The sequence below is a fragment of the Variovorax sp. J2P1-31 genome, assembly GCF_030317215.1.
GTDB lineage: Bacteria > Pseudomonadota > Gammaproteobacteria > Burkholderiales > Burkholderiaceae_C > Variovorax.
In genome coordinates this window covers 112,236-135,319 of the sequence record NZ_JASZYA010000006.1, presented here as the reverse complement: position 1 = coordinate 135,319, position 23,084 = coordinate 112,236, and the positions used below count along the sequence as shown (strand labels likewise).

Sequence of the window (23,084 nt, the reverse complement as noted above, 5' to 3'; positions counted from 1 at the left end):
GCCCAATGCAGGTCTTATTCGATTTCAGGAGAGACCATGTCCCGCCGTTCCTTTTCACGCTGCGCCATCGCGATGGCCGCCGCCGTGCTGGTGTCCCCCCTGACAGCCCTGGCCCAGGGCTTTCCGCAGAAACCGGTCAAGCTGGTGATCGCCTTCCCGGCCGGTGGCCCGACCGACATCACGATGCGCCAGCTGGCCGACAACGCCGGCAAGATCCTCGGCCAGCCGGTCATCATCGACAACAAGCCCGGCGCCGGCGGCACGCTGCCCGCGCAGGCGCTGCAGACCTCGCAGCCCGACGGCTACACGGTGGCGCAGATTCCGCTGGGCGTGTTCCGCCTGGGCTACACCACCAAGATCAACTGGGACCCGCTCAAGGACATCACCTACGTCCTGAACGTGACCGGCTATGCCTTCGGCATCGTGGTGCCGGCCGACAGCCCGTTCAAGACCTGGGCCGATTTTGTCGCCTACGCGAAGGCCAATCCCGGCAAGCTGACCTACGGCTCCACCGGCAACCTGACCAGTCCGCACCTCACCACCGAGATCGTCGCGCAGAAGGCCGGCATCCAACTGCAGCACGTGCCCTACAAGGGCAGCGCCGACCTGATGCTCGCGGTGGTCAGCGGCCAGCTGATGGCCGCCGCCGACAGCACCGGCTTCGCGCCGCAGGTCGAGGCCGGCAAGCTGCGCGTGCTCAACACCTGGGGCGAGAAGCGCCTGGCCAAGTTCCCCGACGCGCCCACGCTCAAGGAACTGGGCTACGACGTGGTGCAGAACTCGCCCTTCGGCATCGGCGCCCCCAAGGGCACGCCGCCCGAGGTGGTCAAGAAGCTGCACGACGCCTTCAAGCAGGCGATGGAAGAGCCCAGCTACGTGGCCGCGCTGGGACGCTACGACATGCTGCCGAACTACATGAGTTCGGCGACGTACACCAAGTTCGCGCAGGACACGGTGGTGAAGGAGAAGGTGGTGATCGAGAAGCTGGGGTTGGCGAAGGGGCAGTAGGCCTCGCACATGGATTTCGTGTTTTTCTATACATCTCGGCTTCGATATGTATAGAAAATCCGTTTTTATATACATGAGCGGGGCTGCCATGCAAAAAAACTTTCATTGCCCATGGTCGCCCTCGCTTCTCTTCATCAGCTCGACCCCGTACGCTTCGACACGCCGGCGATCCTGAAGAAGCTCGCCAGCGCAAGCCGCCAACTCGCTGAACTCAAGGGCATTGCCGCAGCGATCCCGAACCAGGGCATTCTGATCAACACGCTTGGGTTGCAGGAAGCGAAGGCCAGTTCGGAGATCGAGAACATCGTGACAACGCACGATGAGCTCTTCAAGGACGACGTGCTTCCCGAGGCATTCGCCAATCCAGCCGCCAAGGAGGTTCTGCGCTACCGCCAAGCGCTGCGCGTCGGATTTGCCCAAGTGCAGGCAAGCGGATTGATCACGGCGAATCACATCGTGGACATCCAGTCGGAGCTGAGCGAGAGCATCCACCCCTTCTATGACGGCAACGCCCGCACGGGTCGCATCCTCAATGTGCTGTATCTGGTCAAGGAAGGGCTGCTCGACATTCCGGTGCTGTACCTGAGCAGCTACATCGTTCAAACCAAGTCCGACTACTACCGCTTGCTGCAGATGGTGCGTGAGGACGATCGCTGGGAGGAATGGGTGATCTACCTGCTGGAGGCCGTGGAGGAAACCGCACAACGAACGGTGGCGACCATCCATGCCATCAAGGTCGCACTGGCCGATTACAAGCATCGCATCCGCGAGGGCTACAAGTTCTACAGCCAAGACCTGATCAACAACCTCTTCACCCACCCGTATACGAAGATCGACTTCGTTCAGCGAGATCTCAAGGTGTCGCGTCTCACGTCGACCAAGTACCTGGAGGCCTTGGTCGATGGGGGCTTCGTGCAGAAGCAGAAGTCGGGCGCAGCAATTACTACGTCAACCTGGTGCTGACCGAGATCCTGCAGCGCGAGTCGTCAAGCCGGTGAGCGCGACCGCGAGAAGGCTGGTGCCGTGAACGGAAAAAGCCGCCACCGTTCGCCGGTCGCGGCTTTTCAAGAAGAAAAGCATCGCCCCTCTTCTTCGTGAAACACCGCGGAACCGGCTTTGCCGGGCCGCTGGTGTTGCCCCCGGAGGGGGAAGGCGAAGCGACACGCAGTGCGCGAGCCCTCGGGGGAGGGCCCAGTGCTACCGCGGAACCGGCTTTGCCGGGCCGCCGGTGTTGCCCCCGGAGGGGGAAGGCGAAGCGACACGCAGTGCGCGCCGCCCTCGGGGGCGAACCCAATCACCCGGCCATGATCGACACCGCCTTGGTGTTCAGATAAGCCTCGACCGCCTCCGGTCCGCCTTCCGAGCCGTAGCCCGAATCCTTCACGCCGCCGAAAGGCATTTCCGGCGAGGGCGTGGCGGGCTGGTTGATCCACAGCATGCCGACCTCGACGCGGCGTGCCAGCAGCTGCGCGTTGCGGATCGACGCGGTGAAGGCGTAGCCGGCCAGGCCGAAGGGCAGGCGGTTCGATTCGGCGATCGCTTCTTCGATGGTGTCGAAGCCGCGGATGGCGGCGATCGGGCCGAAGGGCTCGTTGTTGAACACGTCGGCGTCGAGCGACACGTCGGTCAGCACGGTCGGCGCGAAGAAGTTGCCGCTGCTGCCCACGCGTTCGCCGCCGGTCGCGACCGTGGCGCCCGTGGCTTGTGCATCGGCGACCACCTTGGCCATCGCCGTCAGGCGGCGGTCGTTGGCGAGCGGGCCGATGGTCGTGCCGTCGGCCAGGCCATCGCCCAGCTTGAGGCCCTGCGCGTGCTTGACCAGCAGTTGTGCGAACTCGGCCTTGAGGCTGTTGTGCACCAGGAAGCGGGTCGGCGAGATGCAGACCTGGCCGGCGTTGCGGAACTTGGCGGCACCGGCGGCCTTCACGGCCAGCGCCACGTCGGCGTCCTCGGCCACGATCACCGGTGCGTGGCCGCCCAGTTCCATGGTCGCGCGCTTCATGTGGGCGCCGGCCAGCGCGGCCAGCTGCTTGCCCACGGGCGTGGAGCCGGTGAAGGTGATCTTGCGGATGATCGGGTGCGGGATCAGGTAGTTCGAGATCTCGGCCGGGTCTCCGAAGACCAGGCCCACGGTGCCCGACGGAATGCCCGCGTCGACGAACGCCTTGATCAGCGCGGCGGGTGCGGCGGGCGTTTCTTCCGGTGCCTTGACCAGGAAGGAGCAGCCGGCGGCCAGCGCGGCGCCGAGCTTGCGCACCACCTGGTTGATCGGGAAGTTCCAGGGCGTGAAGGCGGCGACCGGGCCCACGGGCTCCTTCATCACCAGCTGCTGCGCGGCCAGGTTGCGCGAGGGCACGATGCGGCCGTAGACGCGGCGGCCTTCGTCGGCGAACCATTCGATGATGTCGGCGGAGGCCAGCGTCTCGCCCTTGGCTTCGGCCAGCGGCTTGCCCTGCTCCTGCGTGAGCACCTGCGCGATCTCGCCGGCACGCTCGCGGATCAGCCCGGCGGCGCGGCGCATGATCGCGGCGCGTTCGTTGGCGGGCACGTCGCGCCAGGCTTCGAAGCCCTTCTGCGCGGCGGCCAGCGCGCGGTCGAGGTCGGCGATGCCGGCGTGCGCGACCTGACCGATCACCTGGCCGTTGGCGGGGTTGCGCACGTCGAGCGTCTTGCCGCTCACGGCGTCGACCCATTCGTTGGCGATCAGCAACTGGGTCGAGGGATAGGAAGTGGTCATGAGGCGTCTTTCGTCGGACAACAGATGGAGGAAGGGGGGTGGACGGGGACCGGGGTGAGGCGCCGCCGTCGCGGGCATCGGCGCGGGGCCGAGCGCACGATGCTACGCCACCCGCGCGTCGTTTCTCTTCAGCGGGTCGGAGTGCCCACGATGGCGAAAAGCTCATCGACCAGCTGCGTGGCCGTGGCTGGCGCCAGCGGCGCCTTGCCGAAGATCAGCCGGTAGACGATGGGCGCGACCACATGGTCGATCACCTGGCGCAGTTCGGGCGCGCGGTCGCCGCGGGCCAGGGCCTGGTCGATCAGCGTCCTGGCTTCGGCGCGCCGGTTGCGCAGGCAGTCGGTGTCGTCGTCGTTGTGGAGCGCAGCGGCCGCCTTGAGCAGCGAGGTGCTGCGCGGCTGGCCCAGGTGCTCGATCAGTTCCTTGGCCCAGGCGGTCATGTCGCGCTGCAGGTCGCCGGTGTCGGGCAGCGGCCGTTTGGGATCGAGGCGTTTCGTGGCGGTCTCGGCCAGCAGCCCGGCCATGTCGCCCCAGCGGCGGTAGATGCTGGAGGCACTGACGCCCGCGCGCTCGGCCACGGCCGGCACCGTGACCTTCTCGCGGCCGTGCTCGGCCACCAGTTCCTCCAGCGCCTTGCGCACCACGGTCTGCACCTGGGCGCTGCGGCCGCCGGGGCGGCGAAGGATGGGAGAAGAGTCCATGGCGCCACTTTAACGCAAAGATCGTTGCATTAAAAATCCAGCCTGCCTACAATACGCAAAAGCAAATTTATTTGCGTTAAAGGATCCCATGCCTTCCTCCTCTTCTCCCGCCTCGAGGGCGCCGCTGGCCAGCGGCGCGGCCACGCCCTGGCGCCTGCCGGCGGGCGCGGCCTTCGCGCTGCTGGCCGCCGTGCTGTTCACATTCTTCCTCGCCGCCGCGGCACCGTCGCCGCTGTTCGTGCTGTTCCAGCAGCGCTGGGGCTTCTCCTCGGCGCTGCTGACGGTCGCGTTCGCGGTCTATGCGCTGGCGCTGCTGGCCTCGCTGCTGGTGGGCGGCTCGCTGTCGGACCATGTGGGGCGGCGCCCGGTGATCGTGGTGGCGCTGGTGCTGCAGGCCGCGGCCATGGTGATGTTCCTGATGGCCCGCAGCATCGGCGGCATCGTGGCCGCGCGCATCGTGCAGGGCCTGGCCACGGGCGTGGCCAGCGGCACGCTCAGCGCGGCGGTGGTGGAGGCCGCGCCTTCCGCGCGCAAGCGCCTGGGCATGCTGATCACCAGCGTCTCGCCGCTGGCCGGCCTGGCCGTGGGCGCGCTGCTGACCGGGCTGACGGTCTCGATGACGCGCGACCCGGTGCCGCTGGTCTTCGGCGTGCTCGCGCTGCTGCTGGCGCTGGCCGCCGTGGCCGCCTTCTTCCTGCCCGAGAGCGTGACGCCGCGGCCCGGCGCCTGGGCCTCGCTGGTGCCGCGCATGGCGGTGCCGCGGGCGGCGCGCGCGGTCTTCGTGCGCAGCCTGCCGGTGCTGGTCACCAGCTGGGCGCTGGGCGGCCTGTTCCTGTCGCTCGTGCCCTCGCTGCTGCGCCAGGTGTTCGGCATCGACAGCGGCGTGGTCAACGGGCTGGCCATCGCGGTGCTGTTCGGCATGGGCGCGGCCTCGCCCACGCTCATGAGCCGCTTCGGCGCGCGGGTGTCCCTGCTCGGCATGCTGTGCATCGCGGCGGGCGCGGCACTGCTGATCGGCGCCTTCGCGATCGCTTCGGTGGCGCTGTTCTTCGTCGGCACGGTGGTCGCCGGCCTGGGCTTCGGCTCGTCCTTCTCGTCGCAGGTGCAGGCCCTGGCGCCGCTGGCCCAGCCGCACGAGCGCGCCGAGCTGTTCGCGGCCATCTTCTTCGTCAGCTACCTGGCCTTCAGCGTGCCGGCGATGGGCGCGGGCCTGCTGATCGCGACCCTGGGGCTGCGCACCGCGGTGGAGGGCTATGCGGCGGTGCTGATCGCGATGGCGCTGCTCGGCGCCTGGACGCAGTGGCGCGCACCGCGCCCGGTGGCCGTCGCCTGAGCGCGGGCGCTCAGCGCGCGCCGAGGATCGCGGCCGCGGCCTCGGCGAAGCCCGCGCCGCGCTCGCCCGCCGTCACGTAATGCGGCAGGTCGGCGAGCTGCGGCACGAAGCGCGCCACGTTGGCCACGCCGATGCTGTGGTCGAAGGTCTTGAACATCAGCTGGTCGTTGGTCGAGTCGCCGACATAGGCCCAGCGGTCCATCTCGCGGTCGAGGTCGCGGTCCCAGAGCTCGCGCACGATCCAGCGCGCGCCCACCAGCTTGTTGTGGTCGCCGTACCAGCCGTTGATGTGGATGCTGCTCACGGTCGCGCGCATGCCTTCGCTCTGCATCAGCGCCACCACGGCCGCGATCTGCGCTTCGCTCAGCTGCTGGAACTCGCTGTGGTCGATCGCGATGTCGGTCTCGCGGCCCGGCGAGTCGGTGGCGCGCACCGCGCCCGGGATCTCGCGCTCGATGCGTTGCAGCACCGTCTGCATGCGCTCGAGGTTGGCGGCGCGTGTGGCGGCGTCCTGCAGGTAGCGCTTCTCGATGCGGCCGTCGGCCAATGGCAGCAGCGCCACCGCGCCGTTCTCCGCCACGATGGCGTCGACCGGCCAGGCCGTGACGAAGGGCACGCTCCAGCCCACGGGGCGGCCGGTGATGGCCGCGACCCGAAGGCCCGCGTGCTTCAGCGCGGCCAGTGCCGCCAGTGCATCGGGCGTGATGGCGCCGTCGGTCGTGAGTGTGTCGTCGATGTCGGTGAACACGCCGACGAGCGCGCCGCGCGCCTGCGCGCCCCATCGTGTCAGTGGCAGCAGGTGGTTCGGCGAGGAGGGCAGGGAAGACGACACAGGCATGGAAAGGAATCTCTGAAGGGGCCGTGATCGTACCGGGTGGCGTTTCGGCTTTCGTGTAGCATCCCGCCCCCGCCGCGCCTCCAGGGCCGGCGCGGCACGCTTCATGACCCACATCCTCGTCGACCAGCTCCTCAAGACCTACCGCATCTCCGAGCGCGACCCCGGCGTGATGGGCGCGCTGCGCGGGCTCGTGCACCGCCGCCATCGCACGGTGGAGGCGCTGTCGGGCGTGTCCTTCGCGCTCGAACGCGGCGAGCTGCTGGGCTTCATCGGGCCCAACGGCGCGGGCAAGTCCACCACCATCAAGATCCTCGCGGGCATCCTGCGGCCCGACGGCGGCCGGGTGGAGATCGACGGCCACGACCCGTTCCAGGACCGCGAGCGGCACGTGGCACGCATCGGCGTGGTCTTCGGCCAGCGCACGCAACTGTGGTGGGACCTGCCGGTGGGCGACGGCTTCGACCTGCTGCGCGACATCTACCGCGTCGACCCGCAGCGCTACCGCCGCACGCGCGACGAACTGGTGGCGCTGCTGAACCTGGAGCGGGTGCTCGACCAACCCGTGCGGCAGCTCTCGCTGGGCCAACGCATGCGCGCCGAGATCGCGGCGGCGTTGCTGCACGAACCCGAGATCCTGTTCCTCGACGAGCCGACCATCGGCCTCGATGCGCCCTCGAAGCTGGCGGTGCGCGACTTCGTGCGGCGCGCCAACCGCGAGCGCGGCACCACCGTGCTGCTGACCACGCACGACATGCACGACATCGAGGCGCTCGCGCGGCGCGTGATCGTGATCGGCCACGGCCGCGTGCTGGCCGACAGCCCGGTCGAGGCGCTGCGCGCGCAGGTGATGGCCGAGCGCCGGCTGGTGGTCGACTTCGCCCAGGGCGCCGCGCTGCCGACGCAGGTGCCGGGCGCCACCGTGCAGGCGCGCGACGGCCAGACGCTGGTGCTCGACTTCGATCCCGCCGTGACCACGGCCCCGGCGCTGATCGCGCGCATCGCGGCCGCGCATCCGGTGGAAGACCTGCGGCTCGAAGGCCTGGCGATCGAGGCCGTGATCGCGCGCTTCTACGCCCTGCATGGCGCGGCCGAAGCATGAGCCGCGGCCTGCGGGCGGCGACGCGCCCCTACATCGCCGCCTTCGCCTCGCGCTTCCTGCAGATGCTGCAGTACCGCACCGCCGCGCTCGCGGGCTTCGCCACGCAGTGCTGGTGGGGCGGCATCAAGGTGATGGTGTTCGCCGCCTTCTACGGCGGCACGGCCGTCGCGGGCGCCAGTTCGCCGATGTCGCTCGCACAGGCCATCACCTACACCTGGCTGGCCCAGGGGCTGCTGGTGCTGATGCCCTGGATGGGCGATCCGGAGGTGGGGCAGGCGGTGCGCACCGGCGCGGTCGCCTACGACCGGCTGCGCCCGGTGGACGCCTATGCGCTGTGGTTCGCGCGCAGCGCGGGCTGGATCGCCGCGCGGCTGTTGCCGCGCGTGGCGCTCATGGCCGCCTTCGCCGCGGTCGCGCTGCCGCTGGCGGGCCTGGGCGACTGGGCCTGGCAGCTGCCGGCGAGCGTGGCGGCGGGCGCCGCCTTCCTGCTGTCGGCGGGGCTCGCGCTGCTGCTCTCGACCGCGATGGTGATGCTGCTCAACGTGGCGGCCACGGCGGCGCTCAACGAGCGCGGCATCAATGCGGTGGCGACGCCGGTGGTCATCGTGCTCTCGGGCAACCTGCTGCCGCTCGCGCTGCTGCCGGACGCCTGGCAGACCGCGCTGCGGGTCCAGCCCCTGGCCGGCCTGATGGACATTCCGGCGCGGCTCTACTTCGGGCAGCTGAGCGGCTGGCATGCGGCGGGCGGCCTGGGGCTGCAGTGCTTCTGGGTCGCGGTGCTGGTGGCCTTGGGCCGGCTCGCGATGGGGCGCACGATGCGCAACCTGCAGGTGCAGGGCGGCTGAGATGGGCGCGTTTCCTCTTTTCCTGCGCCTGGTGCGCGCCTCCGTGGGCGGCCAGGCACGCTATCCCGCGTCCGCGCTGCTGCTGACCGTGGGCCAGTTCCTGGGCACGGGCATCGAGATGGTCGCCGTCTGGGCCCTGTTCCATCGCTTCGGCAGCGTGCAGGGCTGGCACATCGGCGAGGTGGCGCTGTTCTATGGCCTGGTGAACTGCATGTTCGCGATCGCCGATGCGCTGGGGCGCGGCTTCGACGTGCTCGGCACCGAATTCCTGCGCACCGGCGCCTTCGACCGGCTGCTGCTGCGCCCGCGCCCGCTGGCGCTGCAACTCATGGGGCACGACTTCCGCATCAGCCGCCTGGGCCGGCTGCTGCAGGGCGTGGCGGTGCTGGTGTTCGCCACCCACCAGGCGCCCATCGCCTGGACGCCGGCCACGGTGGCCGTGGCGCTGTTCGCGCTGGTCGGCGGCATCGCGCTGTTCCTCGGCATCCTGGTGCTGCAGGGCACGCTGGCCTTCTGGACCGTCGAGAGCCTGGAGATCGCCAACGTGCTGACCTACGGTGGCGTGCAGGCGGCGCAGTACCCGCTGGCGCTCTATGCGAACTGGTTTCGCCGCGTGCTGACCTTCGTCGTGCCGCTGGCCTGCGTGGCCTACTACCCGGCGCTGGCCATCCTGGGCAAGGCCGATCCGCTGGGCGCCCCGGCCTGGATGGGCGCGGTGTCGCCGCTCGCGGGCTTCGTGTTCCTGGCCGCGGCCTTCGGCGCGTGGCGGCTGGGCCTGCGGCGCTATGCGTCGACGGGCAGTTGAGCGAATCAAGGCTCGCGCGGACCCTTCGGGGCATCGTTGAACACGAATTTGCGCGCGGCGGCGAAGTTGACGACCAGTCCCGCGCAACTGCCCAGGGCCACGCCCAGCGAGGGCGCGACGGCGCCCTGCACCCAGTGCAGGGTGAGCGCGTAGACCGCGTAGTTGATCGCGGCGCCACCCAGCATCGACGAGAGGTAGGCCAGGTACTCGCGGCCGAGGGCGAGGCCGGTGCGCGGCGCCGAGCCGTTGCGGAAGGTGAAGGAGCGGTTGAGCCACCAGGTGCTCGTGGCCGCGGCGAGGAAGGAAACGACGCGCGCCCCATACCAGCCCAGCCAGGGCGCGAGCAGGTGCAGCACCGCCAGGTCGACCAGCAGGCCGGCCACGCCCACCACGCCGAAGCGCAGGAAGCGACTAGCGAGCAGCGTCTTCAGCATGGGGGGAGCAGAAGAGCGGCGCCGGGATCGAGAGGTAGATCAGGCGCTTGGCTTCCTGCCGGCCGAGCGTGACGGTGTGCAGGATCGCGCCGCTGGCCTGCGCCAGCATCGCCGACAGCATCACGCCCACCGACAGCAGCGCGGTCGGCAGCCGCGGGACCAGGCCGGTGTGCAGGTAGTCGATCATCAGCGGCACCGCGAGGATCACCGAGAGCAGCGCGAGCAGGCCCGCCACCACGGTGAAGAAGGCCAGCGGGCGCTCGCTCACGAACAGGCGCAGGATGGTGCCCAGGATGCGGCGGCCGTCGCGGAAGGTCGACAGCTTGCTCTGCGTGCCCTCGGGCCGTGCGAGGTAGGGCACCGGCAGCTCGACGTAGGGCATGCGCAGTTCGAGCGCGTGGACGGTGAGCTCGGTCTCGGTCTCGAAGCCGTGCGCCGCCGCGGGAAAGGACTTGACGTAGCGGCGCGAGAACACGCGGTAGCCCGACAGCATGTCCTTGAAGTGGCCGCCGAACAGCGCGCCCACCGTGGCCGTCAGCAGCGTGTTGCCCAGGCGGTGGCCGGGGCGGTAGGTCTGCGGGTTGCGCCCGTCGTCGAAGCGCGCGCCCACCACCATGTCGAGGTTCTCGTGAACCAGCTGCTCGACCATCTGCGCGGCGTTCGACACGTCGTAGGTGGCGTCGCCGTCGACCATCACGTAGACATCGGCCTCCACGTCGGCAAACATCCGGCGCACCACGTTGCCCTTGCCGCGCAGCGCCACCTGCGTGACGCGCGCACCGTGGGCGCGGGCGACGGCTGCGGTGTCGTCGGTCGAGTGGTTGTCGAAGACGTGGATGGTCGCCTGCGGCAGCGCCGCCCTGCAGTCCTCGATCACGGTGGCGATGGCGCCCGCCTCGTTGAAGCAGGGAAGGATGACGGCGATGCGCGGGCCGGGGCGCGCGGCGGAGTCGGGTGCGCTCATGGCGTGCCTCGGGGTTTCAGTTGGTAGAGTTTCACCGGACCGTCGGACCGCACAGGGTCGAAGTAGCGATCGAAGCCGGGTTGCGCGGCCACCTGCGGGAAGCGGCCGGTATGGACCACCAGCGCATCGAAGTGCTCGGCGGCCAGCTTCCGATGCAGTTGGGCAGGGTCCAGCGCCGTGTAGTCGCTGTAGCGCCAGGGGCCGAACACATCGCCCCACACGGGCTGCGGCGCGTAGTAGAGCGAGTCCTCGACGCCGATCTGGTAGATGCGCCCGACCGGATGGGCGCGCAGTTGCGACCACAGGGCATAGCCCGTCACGCGCTCCGTGAGCAGGGTCTCGCGCGCCGCGGGCGTCGGGGCGATCCGTTTCCAGTACCGCACGCCGTCCGCCGCCGCGAGCACGGCCAGGCAGGCGAGCGCCAGGCCGGCCGTCGCGCGCACCAGGTGCCGCTGGTGCAGCGCCGGCCACAGGGCCGCCACACTTCGCACGAGATGCACGCAGGCCGCGGCGGACAGCAGCGCGAGCAACGGATAGGCGGGCGTCAGGTAGCGTGGATAGGGCGCACTGGCGACCCAGACGAGCACCATGTAGGCGGACAGGATCAGCGCCCGGCGCACCGCCGCGCTGCGTCTCAATGCGGGAATGAAGGGCACCGCGATGGCCGGCCACAGGGGCCAGGCGGGCAGGCCGTGGTTGCGCCGCAGGTCCTCGAACTGGCCCCGGTAGTCGAGGGCGTTCCAGTCGGTGAATCCGAACAGTCGTCCGCCGACGGGATTGAAGGGATCACCGGTCAGCAGCGCGTTGCGCGCATACCAGTAGATGCAGGGCGCCAGCAGCCCGCCCAGCACCAGCAGCCATGTGCTCGGCCGGCGGTCGTGCCGCGCCAGGCCGAGCGCGAACAGGGGCAGCAGCGTGAGCAGCTGGTACTTCGAACCGATCGCCAGCCCGATGGCGAAGGCGCATGGCAGCAGCCATCGGCGGTCTTCGCTGAGCCGCCATTGCTGGTAGGCGGCGGCCGCGACGAGCACGAACAACGCCACGCCCAGTTCGACATAGGCGCGGGTGAATTCGCTCAGGGTCAGCAGCACCCACAGCGCGGCGGCAAGACAGGCCGTGAGCCGGTCCAGATGCTGCCGGCCCAGGCGGTACACGAGCCCGGCCGTGAGCCAGCCCGCGAGCGCATGCAGCAGGTGCGGCAGCACGTCGTTGCCGAACAGCAGCGCCGCGGCGTAGAGCAGGTCGAAGTTGTAGGGGAACCAGGGGTAGCGCAGCCATGCGTTGACCGTCAGGTGGCCGCTCGCGGCCCACTGTTGCGCATGCGGCAGGTGGTAGAGCAACTCGTCCCAGGCCATGGGCGGCGGCAACGGGGCCATGAAGGTGCAGAGCAGGGCCAGGGCCAGCACCGCGAGGGCCCAGCGTTCGGACACCGGCGTCGTTTGCGACCGGGCTCGAATCCACCACTGGTGCAGGGCCGCGCCTTGCGCGATGGCTGGCCGGATCCCCAGCAGCAGGCCTGCCGCGATCAGGGCCAGGACGACGCGCGACGTCAGGTGTCCGGCGATCGCCAGCCACTGCAGCGCGCAGATGCCGATCCCCAGTCCAAGCGCGATGGCCAGCGGGGCACCGAGCCGCGTACGCGGATCGCGGTCGATCTTCAGCATTCGCAGCAGCGCGTCGCCCATGCCCCAGCAGGCGAGGACGACCAGCGTCAGGGCACCGTACTGCGCCAGTACATGGCCGAGCTTGTCCATGTCGCCCGGCGTCTAGCCGGCGCTCTGCAGTGCCAGCCCCGCGTGCTCGCGCAGCGGATGGAAGTGGATCCTCGGAAAACGTTCCTGCGCCAGCCGCACGTCGTAGGGCGAGGTGCAGAGGAAGGCCAGGGTGTCGGCCGCGTCCTTGGCCATGCGCACCGGGTAGGCGTGGACGAACTCGCGCAGCTCGGCCGGGGTGTCGGCCGTGATCCAGCGCGCGCCGGTGTACTGGCAGCCCTCGAGCCGCACGTCGGCGTCGTACTCGGCCTTCAGGCGGTGCTGCACCACTTCGAACTGCAGCTGACCGACGGCGCCCAGCAGCATCGGGCCGCCGACCTCGGGCCGGAAGACCTGGATCGCGCCCTCTTCACCCAGCTGGGCCAGGCCCTGCTGCAGTTGCTTGGTGCGCAGCGGGTTCTTCAGGATCACGGTCATGAAGAGCTCGGGCGCGAAGAAGGGCAGGCCGGTGAACATCAGGCTCGCGCCGTCGGTGATGGTGTCGCCCAGCTGCACGCCGCCGTGGGTGGTGAAGCCCACGATGTCGCCCGCGTAGGCCTCTTCCACGGCCTCGCGGCGCTGGCTCATGAAGGTCACGACGCTGGTGGGGCGCAGTTCTTTCGAGGTGCGCTGCACCTTGAGCTTCATGCCCGGCGTGTACTTGCCCGAGGCCATGCGCACGAAGGCGATGCGGTCGCGGTGCGAGGGGTCCATGTTGGCCTGCACCTTGAACACCACGCCGGCGAAGTCCTTGTCGGCGGGCTGGATCTCCTTGACCACCGGCTGGCGGTTGACGATGGTGGTGCTGGTGCGCGACTGCGGCGCCGGCGCCAGGTCGACCAGCGCGTCGAGCACTTCCATCACGCCGAAGTTGTTCACGCCCGAGCCGAAGAACACCGGCGTCTGCTTGCCGGCCAGGAAGGCCTCGCGGTCCCAGGCCGGCGAGGCGCCGGCGGCGAGCTCCATGCTCTGCTCGGCGTTCTCGAACTCGGCGCCGAAGCGCTTGATCAGCTCGGCGCGGTTGTTCAGCGCGATGGTCTCGAAGTCCTGCGGCAGGCGCTCCTTGCCCGAGTCGAACACCGTCATGGTCTGCGTGCGCAGGTTCATGATGCCGCCGAAGCTCTTGCCCTGGCCCACGGGCCAGGTCATGGGCACGCAGGGCATGCCCAGCTCGCGCTCGATCTCGTCGAGGATGTCCAGCGGCTCGCGCACTTCGCGGTCCATCTTGTTGACGAAGGTGATGATGGGCGTGTCGCGCTGGCGGCAGACCTCGATCAGCCGGCGCGTCTGCGCTTCCACGCCGTTGGCCGCGTCGATCACCATCAGCGCCGAGTCGACGGCGGTGAGCACGCGGTAGGTGTCTTCCGAGAAGTCCTTGTGGCCGGGCGTGTCGAGCAGGTTGATCACGTGGTCGCGGTACAGCATCTGCATGACCGAGGAGGCCACCGAGATGCCGCGCTGCTTCTCGATCTCCATCCAGTCGGAGGTCGCGTGGCGCGAGGCCTTGCGCGCCTTGACCGAGCCGGCGATCTGGATCGCGCCCGAGAACAGCAGCAGCTTCTCGGTCAGCGTGGTCTTGCCCGCGTCGGGGTGGGAAATGATCGCGAAGGTGCGACGGCGGCGGGTTTCGGATTCGAAGGTCATGGCGTGAACGCGGGGCGCGCGAAGGACGGTGAGCGCGAGGCGCTCACGGCGCGGCGGCTACGCAAAGCCGTCGATTTTAGCGAGCCGCCCCCGGGCTGCGGGGCGCCGGGGCTTGTTACATCGGCGGCGTGAAGCCGTGGCGCCCCGCGATCACGCGCATGGCGGTCGGCGTGCCGTTGCGTTCCTGCGCGTTGACCAGCACCTTGGCGCCGGGCGTGAGCAGGGCGTCGGTGCCGGGCCTGAAGGTCACGACGGGCACGTTCGGCGGCACGATCACCGTCTTCTCGCCGCCTTTGTAGCTGAGCTTGAGCTGCTGGCCGCCGCGCGCGGACGAGGGCGCGGCCGCCAGGTCGGCCACCGTGGCGTTGGTCATGGTGCTCTGCGGCTGCAGGTCCCAGGGGAAGTGGCCCTCGCCGGTGCCGCGCGCGGCCTCGGGGAAGACCAGCACCTCGAGCGCCTTCTGGGTGCCGTCGGGCTGCGGCATCGCGGCCGTGCCGACGAAGCTGCCCTGCTTGATGTCGGCCAGCTTGATCCGGTAGACCTCCGACACCGGCAGGTCGGCCGCGCGCGCGAGCGTGACCACCTCGCCGCCGCGGTCCTTGACGATCAGTTGCTTGGTGTCGTTGTAGACCACCGTGCCGCGGATGCGGACCAGCGGGGCGGCCGCGGGCGCGCTCGCTGAAGCGTTCTGGGCCGAGGCCGCGAGCGGCAGGGCGATACCGGCCGCGAGCACGGCGCCGGCCAGGGCGGCCGTAGGGAGTTTGGCAAAGAGGGAGTGCATGGAACCTCGGGCGACCACGCCAGACGCCAGCGGCGCTGTCACGCGATCGAAGCGACATGGTGGACTTCGGCGGCGGGCGCATCTGTCGGCCGGGGCCCCGACTCGCGGCGCACGGCCCACGGCGCAGTGGGCTAAAATCCGCGCTCCGAGGAGCGTTGCAGCGCCGCCAGGCGTGAGGCTCGGACCCATCGCAACGACGCTCATCCGCTGTTCTCGCGCGGTGAGTTTTCCCGTCGACCACAGTGGCCTCGTTCAAACAAGTTTTGGAGTTTCCATGAGCGCTGTTCTCAAGCCCACCCCCGTCTCGACCGCCGACCAGGCGATTGCCGATCTGTCCCTCGCCGCCTGGGGCCGCAAGGAAATCCGCATCGCGGAAACCGAAATGCCCGGCCTGATGGCCATCCGTGAAGAGTTCGCCAAGGGCCAGGCGCTCAAGGGCGCGCGCATCACCGGCTCGCTGCACATGACCATCCAGACGGCCGTGCTGATCGAGACGCTGCAGGCGCTCGGCGCCGAAGTGCGCTGGGCCTCGTGCAACATCTTCTCCACGCAGGACCACGCCGCCGCCGCCATCGCCGAAAAGGGCACGCCGGTGTTCGCCATCAAGGGCGAGTCGCTCAAGGACTACTGGGACTACACGCACGCCATCTTCGACTTCGGCCCCAAGGGCACGAAGGGCGAAGGCCCGAACATGATCCTGGACGACGGCGGCGACGCCACGCTGCTGATGCACCTGGGTCAGCGCGCCGAGAAGGACCTGTCGGTGCTCGCCAACCCCACCAGCGAAGAAGAGCGCATCCTCTACGCCGCGATCAAGGCCAAGCTGGCCGTGGACGACAGCTGGTACACCCGCAAGTCGGCCGAGATCATCGGCGTGACCGAGGAAACGACCACCGGCGTGCACCGCCTCAACGAGATGTCGGCCAAGGGCACGCTGCTGTTCCGCGCGATCAACGTCAACGACTCGGTCACCAAGAGCAAGTTCGACAACCTCTACGGCTGCCGCGAATCGCTGGTCGACGGCATCAAGCGCGCGACCGACGTGATGATCGCCGGCAAGGTGGCCTGCGTGGCCGGCTACGGCGACGTGGGCAAGGGCTCGGCCCAGGCGCTGCGCGCGCTGTCGGCGCAGGTCTGGGTCACCGAGATCGACCCCATCAACGCGCTGCAGGCCGCGATGGAAGGCTACAAGGTCGTGACCATGGAATACGCCGCCGACAAGGCCGACATCTTCGTGACCACCACCGGCAACAAGGACGTGATCACGCACGACATCATGGCCAAGATGAAGGACCAGGCCATCGTCTGCAACATCGGCCACTTCGACAACGAGATCGACGTCGCGTCGATCGAGAAGTACGAATGGGAAGAGATCAAGCCGCAGGTCGACCACATCACCTTCCCCGACGGCAAGAAGATCATCCTGCTGGCCAAGGGCCGCCTGGTGAACCTGGGCTGCGGCACGGGCCATCCGAGCTTCGTGATGTCCTCGTCGTTCGCGAACCAGACCATCGCCCAGATCGAGCTGTTCACCAAGCCCGACGCCTACCAGGCCGGCAAGGTCTACGTGCTGCCCAAGCACCTCGACGAGAAGGTCGCGCGCCTGCACCTGAAGAAGGTCGGCGCCATGCTGACCGAACTGACCGACGCCCAGGCCGCCTACATCGGCGTCGACAAGGCGGGTCCGTACAAGGCGGACACCTACCGTTATTGATGGCGCACCCAAGCTTTGCGCGCTGATCAATTGTTGGTGGAGCGGGGCCTCGCGGCCTCGCGTTCACAGGCCGTCCGCCTGATCGCGGGCGGATTGCGCTGGCGCGATGCCGGCAGCGGCGCCGAATGGCGCAGCGTGGGCAAGAACCGCGACGAGATCCCGGCCTCGGCCGAGCTCGAGCTCGCCGATGCCGCGGAGTCGCGCTATGTCTCGCGCGGCGGGCTCAAGCTGGAAGGCGCCTTGCGCGCCACCGGCGTCGACCCGACGGGCAAGCACTGCCTCGACGTGGGCCAGTCGACCGGCGGCTTCACCGACTGCCTGCTGCAGCATGGCGCGGCGCAGGTGGTGGGCATCGACGTCGGCCATGGCCAGCTGCATGCGCGCATCCGCGAGGACGAGCGCGTGACGGCCATCGAGAAGGTCAATGCGCGCGCGCTGGTCGTCGACGACCTGGCCGAAGAGGTCGAGCGCACCGATTTCGACCTGATCGTGGCCGACCTGTCCTTCATTTCGCTCACGCTGGTGCTGCCCGCGGTCGTGCCCTTCCTGGCGGCCGAGGGCGAGTTGCTGCTGCTGGTCAAGCCGCAGTTCGAGCTGCAGCCGGGCCAGGTGGGCAAGGGCGGCATCGTGCGCGACGATGCGATGTACCCGATCGTCGAGCAGCGTCTGCGCGAGAGCTGTGCCGCGCTGGGCCTGCGCGTGCTGCGCTGGATCGACAGCCCGATCGCCGGCGGCGACGGCAACCGGGAATTCTTCATCCATGCCATCCACGCGGACGGCGACCCAGGAGCCGCACGTGCGCCTTCCGCTGAGCTTTGAGTTCTTCCCGACCAAGACGCCCGAGGGCGCGGTCAAGCTGCGCGCCGTGCGCCAGCAGCTCTACGAGATGAAGCCCGAGTTCTGCTCCGTGACCTATGGCGCGGGCGGCTCGACCCATGCGGGCACCTTCGCCGCGGTGGGCGAGATCCTGGCCGAGGGCGTGGACGCGGCCAGCCACTTCTCCTGCATCGGCGCCACGCGCGCGACGGTGCGCACGCAGCTGGCCGAGCTCAAGGCCATGGGCGTGAAGCGGCTGGTGGCGCTGCGCGGCGACCTGCCCAGCGGCTACGGCGTGGGCGGCGAGTTCCAGTACGCGAGCGACCTGGTCGGCTTCATCCGCGCCGAGACGGGCCGCGATTTCCACATCGAGGTGGCCTGCTACCCCGAGGTGCATCCCCAGGCGCGTTCGCCCGAGGCCGACCTGCAGGCCTTCGCCGCCAAGGCCAAGGCCGGCGCCGACTCGGCCATCACGCAGTACTTCTTCAACGCCGACGCGTATTTCCGTTTCGTCGACGACGCCCGCCGGCTGGGCATCGACACCCCGGTCGTGCCCGGCGTGATGCCCATCACCAGCTCGACCCAGCTGATGCGCTTCTCGGACGCCTGCGGCGCCGAGATCCCGCGCTGGATCCGGCTGCGGCTGCAGAGCTACGGCGACGACACGGCCTCCATCAAGGCCTTCGGCCTCGATGCGGTGGCCCAGCTGTGCGAACGCCTGTGCGCGGGCGGTGCGCCGGCGCTGCACTTCTACACCATGAACCAGGCCACGGCCACGCTCGCGCTGCTGGAGCGACTCGGGCTGGACGCATGAGTCGCGGCGCGCGCCATGGACCCTGGCGCGCGGCGCTGCTGAGCCTGGCAGCGGGCTTCCTGATGACGGCCTGCGCGTTGCCGCCGGCCCCCGATGCGCCCACCGAGCCCGTGGCCGGCGCCATCTCGCCCGACCTCGCCCTGCAGCCCCTTCCCACCGGCCTGGCCGTGCCACCCGGCGTGGCCCCGCGTTCCGACGTGCCCTCGGTGCGCTACGACCTGGCGGTCTCGGGCCCGGACGAACTCACGCCCGACGACGGCGTGCCGGGCGACGACGGCCCGCGCACGATCTTCCAGCGCGGCGGCGCCTCCTGGTACGGCATCGGCTTCCACATGCGCAGGACCGCCAACGGCGAACGCTTCGACATGGGCGCGATGACCGCCGCGCACCGCACGCTGCCCTTCGGCACCGTGGTCTGCGTGCGCAGCCTGGTCAACGGCCGCGAGGTGCTGGTGCGCATCAACGACCGTGGGCCCTTCGGGCCGGGTCGCATCATCGACCTGAGCCGTGCCGCGGCCGAGGCGCTGGACATGCTGAGCATGGGCATCAAGCAGGTCGCGCTGCATGTGGTCGACCAGCCGGGCATGCGCTGCAACGGCGAGGTGGCCGATGTGACGGCGCTGCAGCAGTCGGCGCCCGAGGAGCCGGTCGCCGCGCCCGTGGCCCGCGCGGTGCGCAAGGCGCCGGTGCGGCGTCGGCGTTAGGCCGGTTCAGCCGCCCGCGTCGAGCGAGAAGGTCGCGTTGCGGTCCTGGCCCAGGCGCTCGACCAGCTGCGGCAGCGCGGCCGCCATCTGCGCCTTGAGCGTGTAGGGCGGGTTGATCAGGAACATGCCGCTGGCCGGCAGGCCGGGGCGGCGCGTCTCGCCCGCGGGCGTGGTCGTGATCTTGCTCGACTTGACCGTCAGCGTGGCGTGCAGCCAGGATTTGCCGGCCTTGGTCGCCATGGTCTTGAGCCGGCGCGGCAGGTCGTGTGCCTCGGGCCGCGGGATGATCGGGTACCAGACCGCGTAGGTGCCGGTGGCGAAGCGCTTGAGCGCGCCTTCGACGAAATCGAGCACCCGCGCGTAGTCGCTCTTGATCTCGTAGCTCGGGTCGCACAGCACCAGCGCGCGGCGCGAGGGCGGCGGCAGGAACTTGGTGGCGCTGCCGAAGCCGTCCTCGGTGAGCACCGAGATCTGGCGCCCGGCATCGAGCTGCGCGATGTTGGCCGTGAGTGTGCGGCCGTCGGTCGGGTGCAGCTCGAACAGCTTGAGCCGGTCGTGGTCGCGCAGCAGGTGCTGCGTGATGAAGGGCGAACCCGGGTAGATCCGGGCGCCGCCCTTGGGGTTGAAGTCGCCGATCACCTCGAGGTAGCGCGTGATCGCGTCGGCCTGGGGCACTTCGGCCTTGGGCGGGGCGCCCTTCTTGGGCGGGGCCGCGGGCGGCGGCGGCGCCAGCAGGCGCAGCACGCCCTGGCTGGCTTCGCCGCTGGTGTCGGCGTAGTCGCCGTCCAGCCGGTACAGGCCGGCGCCGGCGTGGGTGTCGACAACGGTGAGCGCCGCGTCTTTTTCCAGCATGTGGTCGAGCGTGGCAATCAGCACCGTGTGCTTGAGCACGTCGGCGTGGTTGCCGGCGTGGAAGGCGTGGCGGTAACTGAACATAGGGGTCGATCGTACCCGCACCGGGCGGGTCAGGTTGCTCCAAGTCCTTGATTCTTCGTATAATCGAGGGCTTCGCAGCGTTTTGTGACCCCGCGGCGAAGCGCGCAACGACCGTTTCGGCGGTGTTGCGGATCCCACCTAAGAGATTCCCACCAGAGGAACGCCGACCGTGGAAAAGGGCCCGCCAAACCCTCTTTTGAAGAGAAAAACTCATGACCAAAACGTTCAGCGCCAAGCCCGCTGACGTGACGCACGAGTGGTTTGTGATTGACGCGACCGACAAGGTCCTCGGACGAGTAGCCAGCGAAGTTGCTCTCCGTTTGCGCGGCAAACACAAGGCCATTTACACGCCTCACGTCGATACCGGTGACTACATCGTCATCATCAACGCCGCGCAACTGCGCGTCACCGGCGCCAAGTCGATCGACAAGGTGTACTACCGTCACTCGGGCTACCCGGGCGGTATCACGGCGACGAACTTCCGCGACATGCAGAACAAGCACCCGGGCCGCGCCCTGGAAAAGGCTGTCAAGGGCATGCTGCCCAAGGGCCCGCTCGGTTACGCGATGATCAAGAAACTCAAGGTGTACGGTGGCGCTGAGCACCCGCATACCGCCCAACAGCCCAAAGTGCTGGAACTGTAAGGAGCCTTGAGAATGATTGGTGAATGGAACAATGGCACCGGCCGTCGCAAATCCAGCGTCGCTCGCGTGTTCATCAAAAAAGGCACCGGCAAGATCACGGTCAATGGCAAGGACATCCAGGCCTATTTCGGCCGCGAGACCTCCATCATGATCGCGAAGCAACCGCTGTTCCTGACGAACAACGTCGAAACCTTCGACATCATGATCAACGTGGCCGGTGGCGGCGAATCGGGTCAAGCCGGCGCTGCGCGCCACGGCATCACCCGCGCCCTGATCGACTACGACGCGACGCTGAAGCCGGTGCTGAGCCAGGCTGGCTTCGTGACGCGCGATGCGCGTGAAGTCGAGCGGAAGAAGGTCGGTCTGCACTCCGCCCGTCGCCGCAAGCAATTCTCCAAGCGCTGATCTTCGCTGCTGCGCCACTGCACGGCGGCGTTGCAAATCCTCACCGGACGCGAGTCCGGCTCCGGTTTGCGCCTTGCCCTGCAGCGGCTCGCGACGCGAATATCCGCACTTGGCACATTGCGAAAGCCGCCCTCCGGGCGGCTTTTTGCTGCTTGCAGTAGCATCCCCTCATTGGCCGCACGTTCGGCCCACCCCCCACAGGAGTCCCGCACATGAGCGCTGTTGCCGAAACCATCCAGACCCCCACCCAGATGCCCGAGCCGATCGTCTTCACCGACAGCGCGGCGGCCAAGGTGGCCGATCTGATTGCCGAAGAGGGCAATCCCGAGCTCAAGCTGCGGGTGTTCGTGCAGGGCGGCGGCTGCTCCGGCTTCCAGTACGGCTTCACCTTCGACGAGATCACCAACGAAGACGACACGACCATGACCAAGAACGGCGTGTCGCTCTTGATCGACGCCATGAGCTACCAGTACCTGGTCGGCGCCGAGATCGACTACAAGGAAGACCTGCAGGGCGCCCAGTTCGTGATCAAGAACCCCAACGCCACCAGCACCTGCGGCTGCGGCTCGAGCTTCTCGGCCTGAACCACCGATCACGAGGGAGCCGGCCTTGCGTCTGACTTCCCCGATCTCCCGATAAACCGCCCCAGGGCGGTTTTTTGTTGCCTGTCGCTGTCGCTTTCTTCTTTCCCATGGCTTCTGAGATCTCGGCTCGCAAGAGCCTCCTGTGGCTGGTCGCGGTCGGCTTCTTCATGCAGACGCTGGACGCGACCATCATCAACACCGCGCTGCCGGCCATGGCCGCGAGCCTGGGCGAGAGCCCGCTGCGCATGCAGTCGGTGGTGGTGGCTTACTCGCTGACGATGGCGATGCTGATCCCGGCCTCGGGCTGGATCGCCGACCGCTTCGGCACGCGCCGGATCTTCTTCTCGGCCATCGTGCTCTTCGTGCTGGGCTCGGTGGCCTGCGCGTTGTCGCAGAGCCTGGGGCAGCTGGTCGCGTCGCGCGTGGTGCAGGGGCTGGGCGGCGCGCTGCTGCTGCCCGTGGGGCGGCTGTCGCTGCTGCGCACCGTGCCGCGCAGCGAGTTCCTGCAGGCCATGAGCTTCGTCGCCATCCCGGGCCTGATCGGGCCGCTGCTGGGGCCGACGCTGGGCGGCTGGCTGGTGCAGTACGCGTCCTGGCACTGGATCTTCCTGATCAACGTGCCGGTGGGGCTGTTGGGCTGCATCGCCACGCTGCGCTTCATGCCCGACCTGCGCGGCGCGGTGCGGCAGCGCTTCGATGCCGCCGGCTACGCGATGCTGGCCCTGGGCATGGTGACGATCTCGCTGGCCCTCGACGGCGTGGCCGAGCTCGGCCTGCGCCAGGTCAGCGTCTTCGTGCTGCTGGTGTTCGGCTTCGCCAGCCTCACGGCCTACTGGCTGCGCGCCGCGCGCGAGCCGGCGCCGCTGTTCTCGCCCCTGCTGTTCAAGGTGCCCACGCTGAGCATCGGGTTGCTGGGCAACCTGTTCTCGCGCCTGGGCAGCAGCTGCATGCCCTTCCTGGTGCCCCTGCTGCTGCAGGTGTCGATGGGCTATTCCCCGGTGCAGGCGGGGCTGATGATGCTGCCCATCGCGCTGGCGGGCATGGCGATGAAGCGCTTCACCACGCCGCTGATCACGAACTTCGGCTATCGCCGCGTGCTGGTGGTGAACACCGCCCTGGTCGGCGTCGCGATGGCCACCTTCGCCTTCGCCGCGCCGGGGCAGCCGCTGGTGGTGCACCTGCTGCAGCTGCTGTTCTTCGGCGCGGTCAATTCGCTGCAGTTCACCGCGATGAACACCGTGACGCTGCGCGACCTCGACGGCAGCATGGCCAGCAGCGGCAACAGCCTGCTGTCGATGGTGCAGATGCTGGCGATGAGCCTGGGCGTGGCGGCCGCGAGCTCGGTGCTGGGCGGCTACACCGGCATGTTCGGCACCCAGGCCTCGGTGGACACGCTGCATGCCTTCCAGGCCACCTTCGCGACCATGGGGCTGATCACGCTGGCTTCGGCCATGATCTTCTGGCATCTGCCGCCGCAGGCGCGCGCGGTGCAGCCGGCGCAGCCCGAGGTCTCGGGCCAGGGCTGAT

General features: G+C 69.0%; 23 protein-coding genes and 1 riboswitch. Of the genes, 14 read left to right on the top strand and 9 right to left on the bottom strand.

Features of this window, described 5'->3' with window-relative positions; genetic code table 11:
* Positions 1–36: 36 nt before the first annotated feature.
* Positions 37–1,008, top strand: a complete 972-nt coding sequence (locus tag QTI20_RS30165; protein WP_286556397.1) for a Bug family tripartite tricarboxylate transporter substrate binding protein — start codon at positions 37–39, stop codon at positions 1,006–1,008.
* A 111-nt stretch (positions 1,009–1,119) separates the two neighbouring features.
* Positions 1,120–1,971, top strand: a complete 852-nt coding sequence (locus QTI20_RS30160; protein WP_286556395.1) for a Fic family protein — start codon at positions 1,120–1,122, stop codon at positions 1,969–1,971.
* 331 nt (positions 1,972–2,302) lie between these two features.
* Here the strand turns inward: QTI20_RS30160 and QTI20_RS30155 are convergent, their stop codons facing one another.
* Together QTI20_RS30155 and QTI20_RS30150 are read right to left on the bottom strand one after the other, a co-directional pair.
* Positions 2,303–3,745 (bottom strand): NAD-dependent succinate-semialdehyde dehydrogenase, encoded by a 1,443-nt coding sequence (locus tag QTI20_RS30155; RefSeq protein ID WP_286556113.1) that lies wholly within the window; start codon positions 3,743–3,745, stop codon positions 2,303–2,305.
* Positions 3,746–3,873: 128 nt separating this feature from the next.
* Positions 3,874–4,446 (bottom strand): TetR/AcrR family transcriptional regulator, encoded by a 573-nt coding sequence (locus QTI20_RS30150; RefSeq protein ID WP_183027388.1) that lies wholly within the window; start codon positions 4,444–4,446, stop codon positions 3,874–3,876.
* Between the two features lie 88 nt (positions 4,447–4,534).
* On the opposite strand from QTI20_RS30150, the gene QTI20_RS30145 reads away from it, so the two are divergent.
* Complete coding sequence (locus QTI20_RS30145) at positions 4,535–5,779, top strand: MFS transporter (protein WP_286556112.1); 1,245 nt, start codon at positions 4,535–4,537, stop codon at positions 5,777–5,779.
* A gap of 10 nt (positions 5,780–5,789) precedes the next feature.
* Here the strand turns inward: QTI20_RS30145 and QTI20_RS30140 are convergent, their stop codons facing one another.
* Entirely contained in the window at positions 5,790–6,617 is an 828-nt protein-coding gene (locus QTI20_RS30140; RefSeq protein ID WP_286556111.1) for an HAD-IIB family hydrolase, read from the bottom strand.
* Positions 6,618–6,720: 103 nt separating this feature from the next.
* Between QTI20_RS30140 and QTI20_RS30135 the strand changes: the two genes are divergently transcribed.
* From QTI20_RS30135 to QTI20_RS30125, 3 genes are read left to right on the top strand one after another with little or no spacing between them, the layout of a single operon-like run.
* Complete coding sequence (locus QTI20_RS30135; protein ID WP_286556109.1) at positions 6,721–7,716, top strand: ABC transporter ATP-binding protein; 996 nt, start codon at positions 6,721–6,723, stop codon at positions 7,714–7,716.
* On the top strand, positions 7,713–8,561 hold the full coding sequence (locus tag QTI20_RS30130; protein WP_286556108.1) for an ABC transporter permease: 849 nt from the start codon (positions 7,713–7,715) through the stop codon (positions 8,559–8,561). Before QTI20_RS30135 ends, QTI20_RS30130 begins: the two co-directional genes overlap by 4 nt.
* A 1-nt stretch (position 8,562) precedes the next feature.
* Complete coding sequence (locus tag QTI20_RS30125) at positions 8,563–9,366, top strand: ABC transporter permease (RefSeq protein ID WP_286556107.1); 804 nt, start codon at positions 8,563–8,565, stop codon at positions 9,364–9,366.
* A 5-nt stretch (positions 9,367–9,371) separates the two neighbouring features.
* Here the strand turns inward: QTI20_RS30125 and QTI20_RS30120 are convergent, their stop codons facing one another.
* From QTI20_RS30120 to QTI20_RS30100, 5 genes are all read right to left on the bottom strand, one after another.
* Positions 9,372–9,800: a GtrA family protein gene (locus QTI20_RS30120; protein WP_286556105.1), complete on the bottom strand. Its 429-nt coding sequence runs from the start codon at positions 9,798–9,800 to the stop codon at positions 9,372–9,374.
* On the bottom strand, positions 9,778–10,764 hold the full coding sequence (locus QTI20_RS30115; RefSeq protein WP_286556103.1) for a glycosyltransferase family 2 protein: 987 nt from the start codon (positions 10,762–10,764) through the stop codon (positions 9,778–9,780). The genes QTI20_RS30120 and QTI20_RS30115 overlap by 23 nt, the downstream gene beginning before the upstream one ends.
* A complete protein-coding gene (locus tag QTI20_RS30110; RefSeq protein ID WP_286556101.1) occupies positions 10,761–12,518 on the bottom strand; it encodes an ArnT family glycosyltransferase in 1,758 nt (585 codons plus the stop codon). Before QTI20_RS30110 ends, QTI20_RS30115 begins: the two co-directional genes overlap by 4 nt.
* Before the next feature lie 12 nt (positions 12,519–12,530).
* Positions 12,531–14,159: a peptide chain release factor 3 gene (locus QTI20_RS30105; protein ID WP_286556099.1), complete on the bottom strand. Its 1,629-nt coding sequence runs from the start codon at positions 14,157–14,159 to the stop codon at positions 12,531–12,533.
* A 115-nt stretch (positions 14,160–14,274) separates the two neighbouring features.
* Entirely contained in the window at positions 14,275–14,940 is a 666-nt protein-coding gene (locus tag QTI20_RS30100) for a hypothetical protein (RefSeq protein WP_286556097.1), read from the bottom strand.
* Positions 14,941–15,081: 141 nt separating this feature from the next.
* Positions 15,082–15,149: riboswitch (S-adenosyl-L-homocysteine riboswitch) on the top strand.
* Positions 15,150–15,214: 65 nt separating this feature from the next.
* On the opposite strand from QTI20_RS30100, the gene ahcY reads away from it, so the two are divergent.
* Genes ahcY through QTI20_RS30080 form a run of 4 tightly spaced genes read left to right on the top strand, consistent with a single transcriptional unit; the run spans position 15,215 to position 18,988 of the window.
* Positions 15,215–16,654, top strand: a complete 1,440-nt coding sequence (gene ahcY, locus QTI20_RS30095) for an adenosylhomocysteinase (protein ID WP_286556095.1) — start codon at positions 15,215–15,217, stop codon at positions 16,652–16,654.
* Between the two features lie 15 nt (positions 16,655–16,669).
* Entirely contained in the window at positions 16,670–17,473 is an 804-nt protein-coding gene (locus tag QTI20_RS30090) for a TlyA family RNA methyltransferase (protein WP_286556093.1), read from the top strand.
* Positions 17,451–18,284, top strand: a complete 834-nt coding sequence (metF, locus tag QTI20_RS30085; RefSeq protein ID WP_286556090.1) for a methylenetetrahydrofolate reductase [NAD(P)H] — start codon at positions 17,451–17,453, stop codon at positions 18,282–18,284. Before QTI20_RS30090 ends, metF begins: the two co-directional genes overlap by 23 nt.
* Positions 18,281–18,988, top strand: a complete 708-nt coding sequence (locus QTI20_RS30080; RefSeq protein ID WP_286556088.1) for a septal ring lytic transglycosylase RlpA family protein — start codon at positions 18,281–18,283, stop codon at positions 18,986–18,988. Before metF ends, QTI20_RS30080 begins: the two co-directional genes overlap by 4 nt.
* Before the next feature lie 6 nt (positions 18,989–18,994).
* Here the strand turns inward: QTI20_RS30080 and QTI20_RS30075 are convergent, their stop codons facing one another.
* Positions 18,995–19,924 carry a 23S rRNA (adenine(2030)-N(6))-methyltransferase RlmJ gene (locus tag QTI20_RS30075; protein WP_286556087.1) on the bottom strand — a complete coding sequence of 310 codons (930 nt, stop codon included), beginning with the start codon at positions 19,922–19,924 and terminating at the stop codon, positions 18,995–18,997.
* Between the two features lie 212 nt (positions 19,925–20,136).
* On the opposite strand from QTI20_RS30075, the gene rplM reads away from it, so the two are divergent.
* The 4 genes from rplM (at position 20,137) to mdtD (ending at position 23,083) form a co-directional block, all read left to right on the top strand.
* Positions 20,137–20,568: a 50S ribosomal protein L13 gene (rplM, locus tag QTI20_RS30070; RefSeq protein WP_062479213.1), complete on the top strand. Its 432-nt coding sequence runs from the start codon at positions 20,137–20,139 to the stop codon at positions 20,566–20,568.
* A 12-nt stretch (positions 20,569–20,580) separates the two neighbouring features.
* Entirely contained in the window at positions 20,581–20,973 is a 393-nt protein-coding gene (gene rpsI, locus QTI20_RS30065; RefSeq protein ID WP_183027376.1) for a 30S ribosomal protein S9, read from the top strand.
* 212 nt (positions 20,974–21,185) lie between these two features.
* On the top strand, positions 21,186–21,557 hold the full coding sequence (gene erpA / locus QTI20_RS30060) for an iron-sulfur cluster insertion protein ErpA (protein ID WP_183027375.1): 372 nt from the start codon (positions 21,186–21,188) through the stop codon (positions 21,555–21,557).
* A 107-nt stretch (positions 21,558–21,664) separates the two neighbouring features.
* Positions 21,665–23,083, top strand: coding sequence for a multidrug transporter subunit MdtD (gene mdtD, locus QTI20_RS30055; protein WP_286556085.1), 1,419 nt, complete (start codon positions 21,665–21,667; stop codon positions 23,081–23,083).
* The last annotated feature ends 1 nt before the right edge of the window (position 23,084 follow it).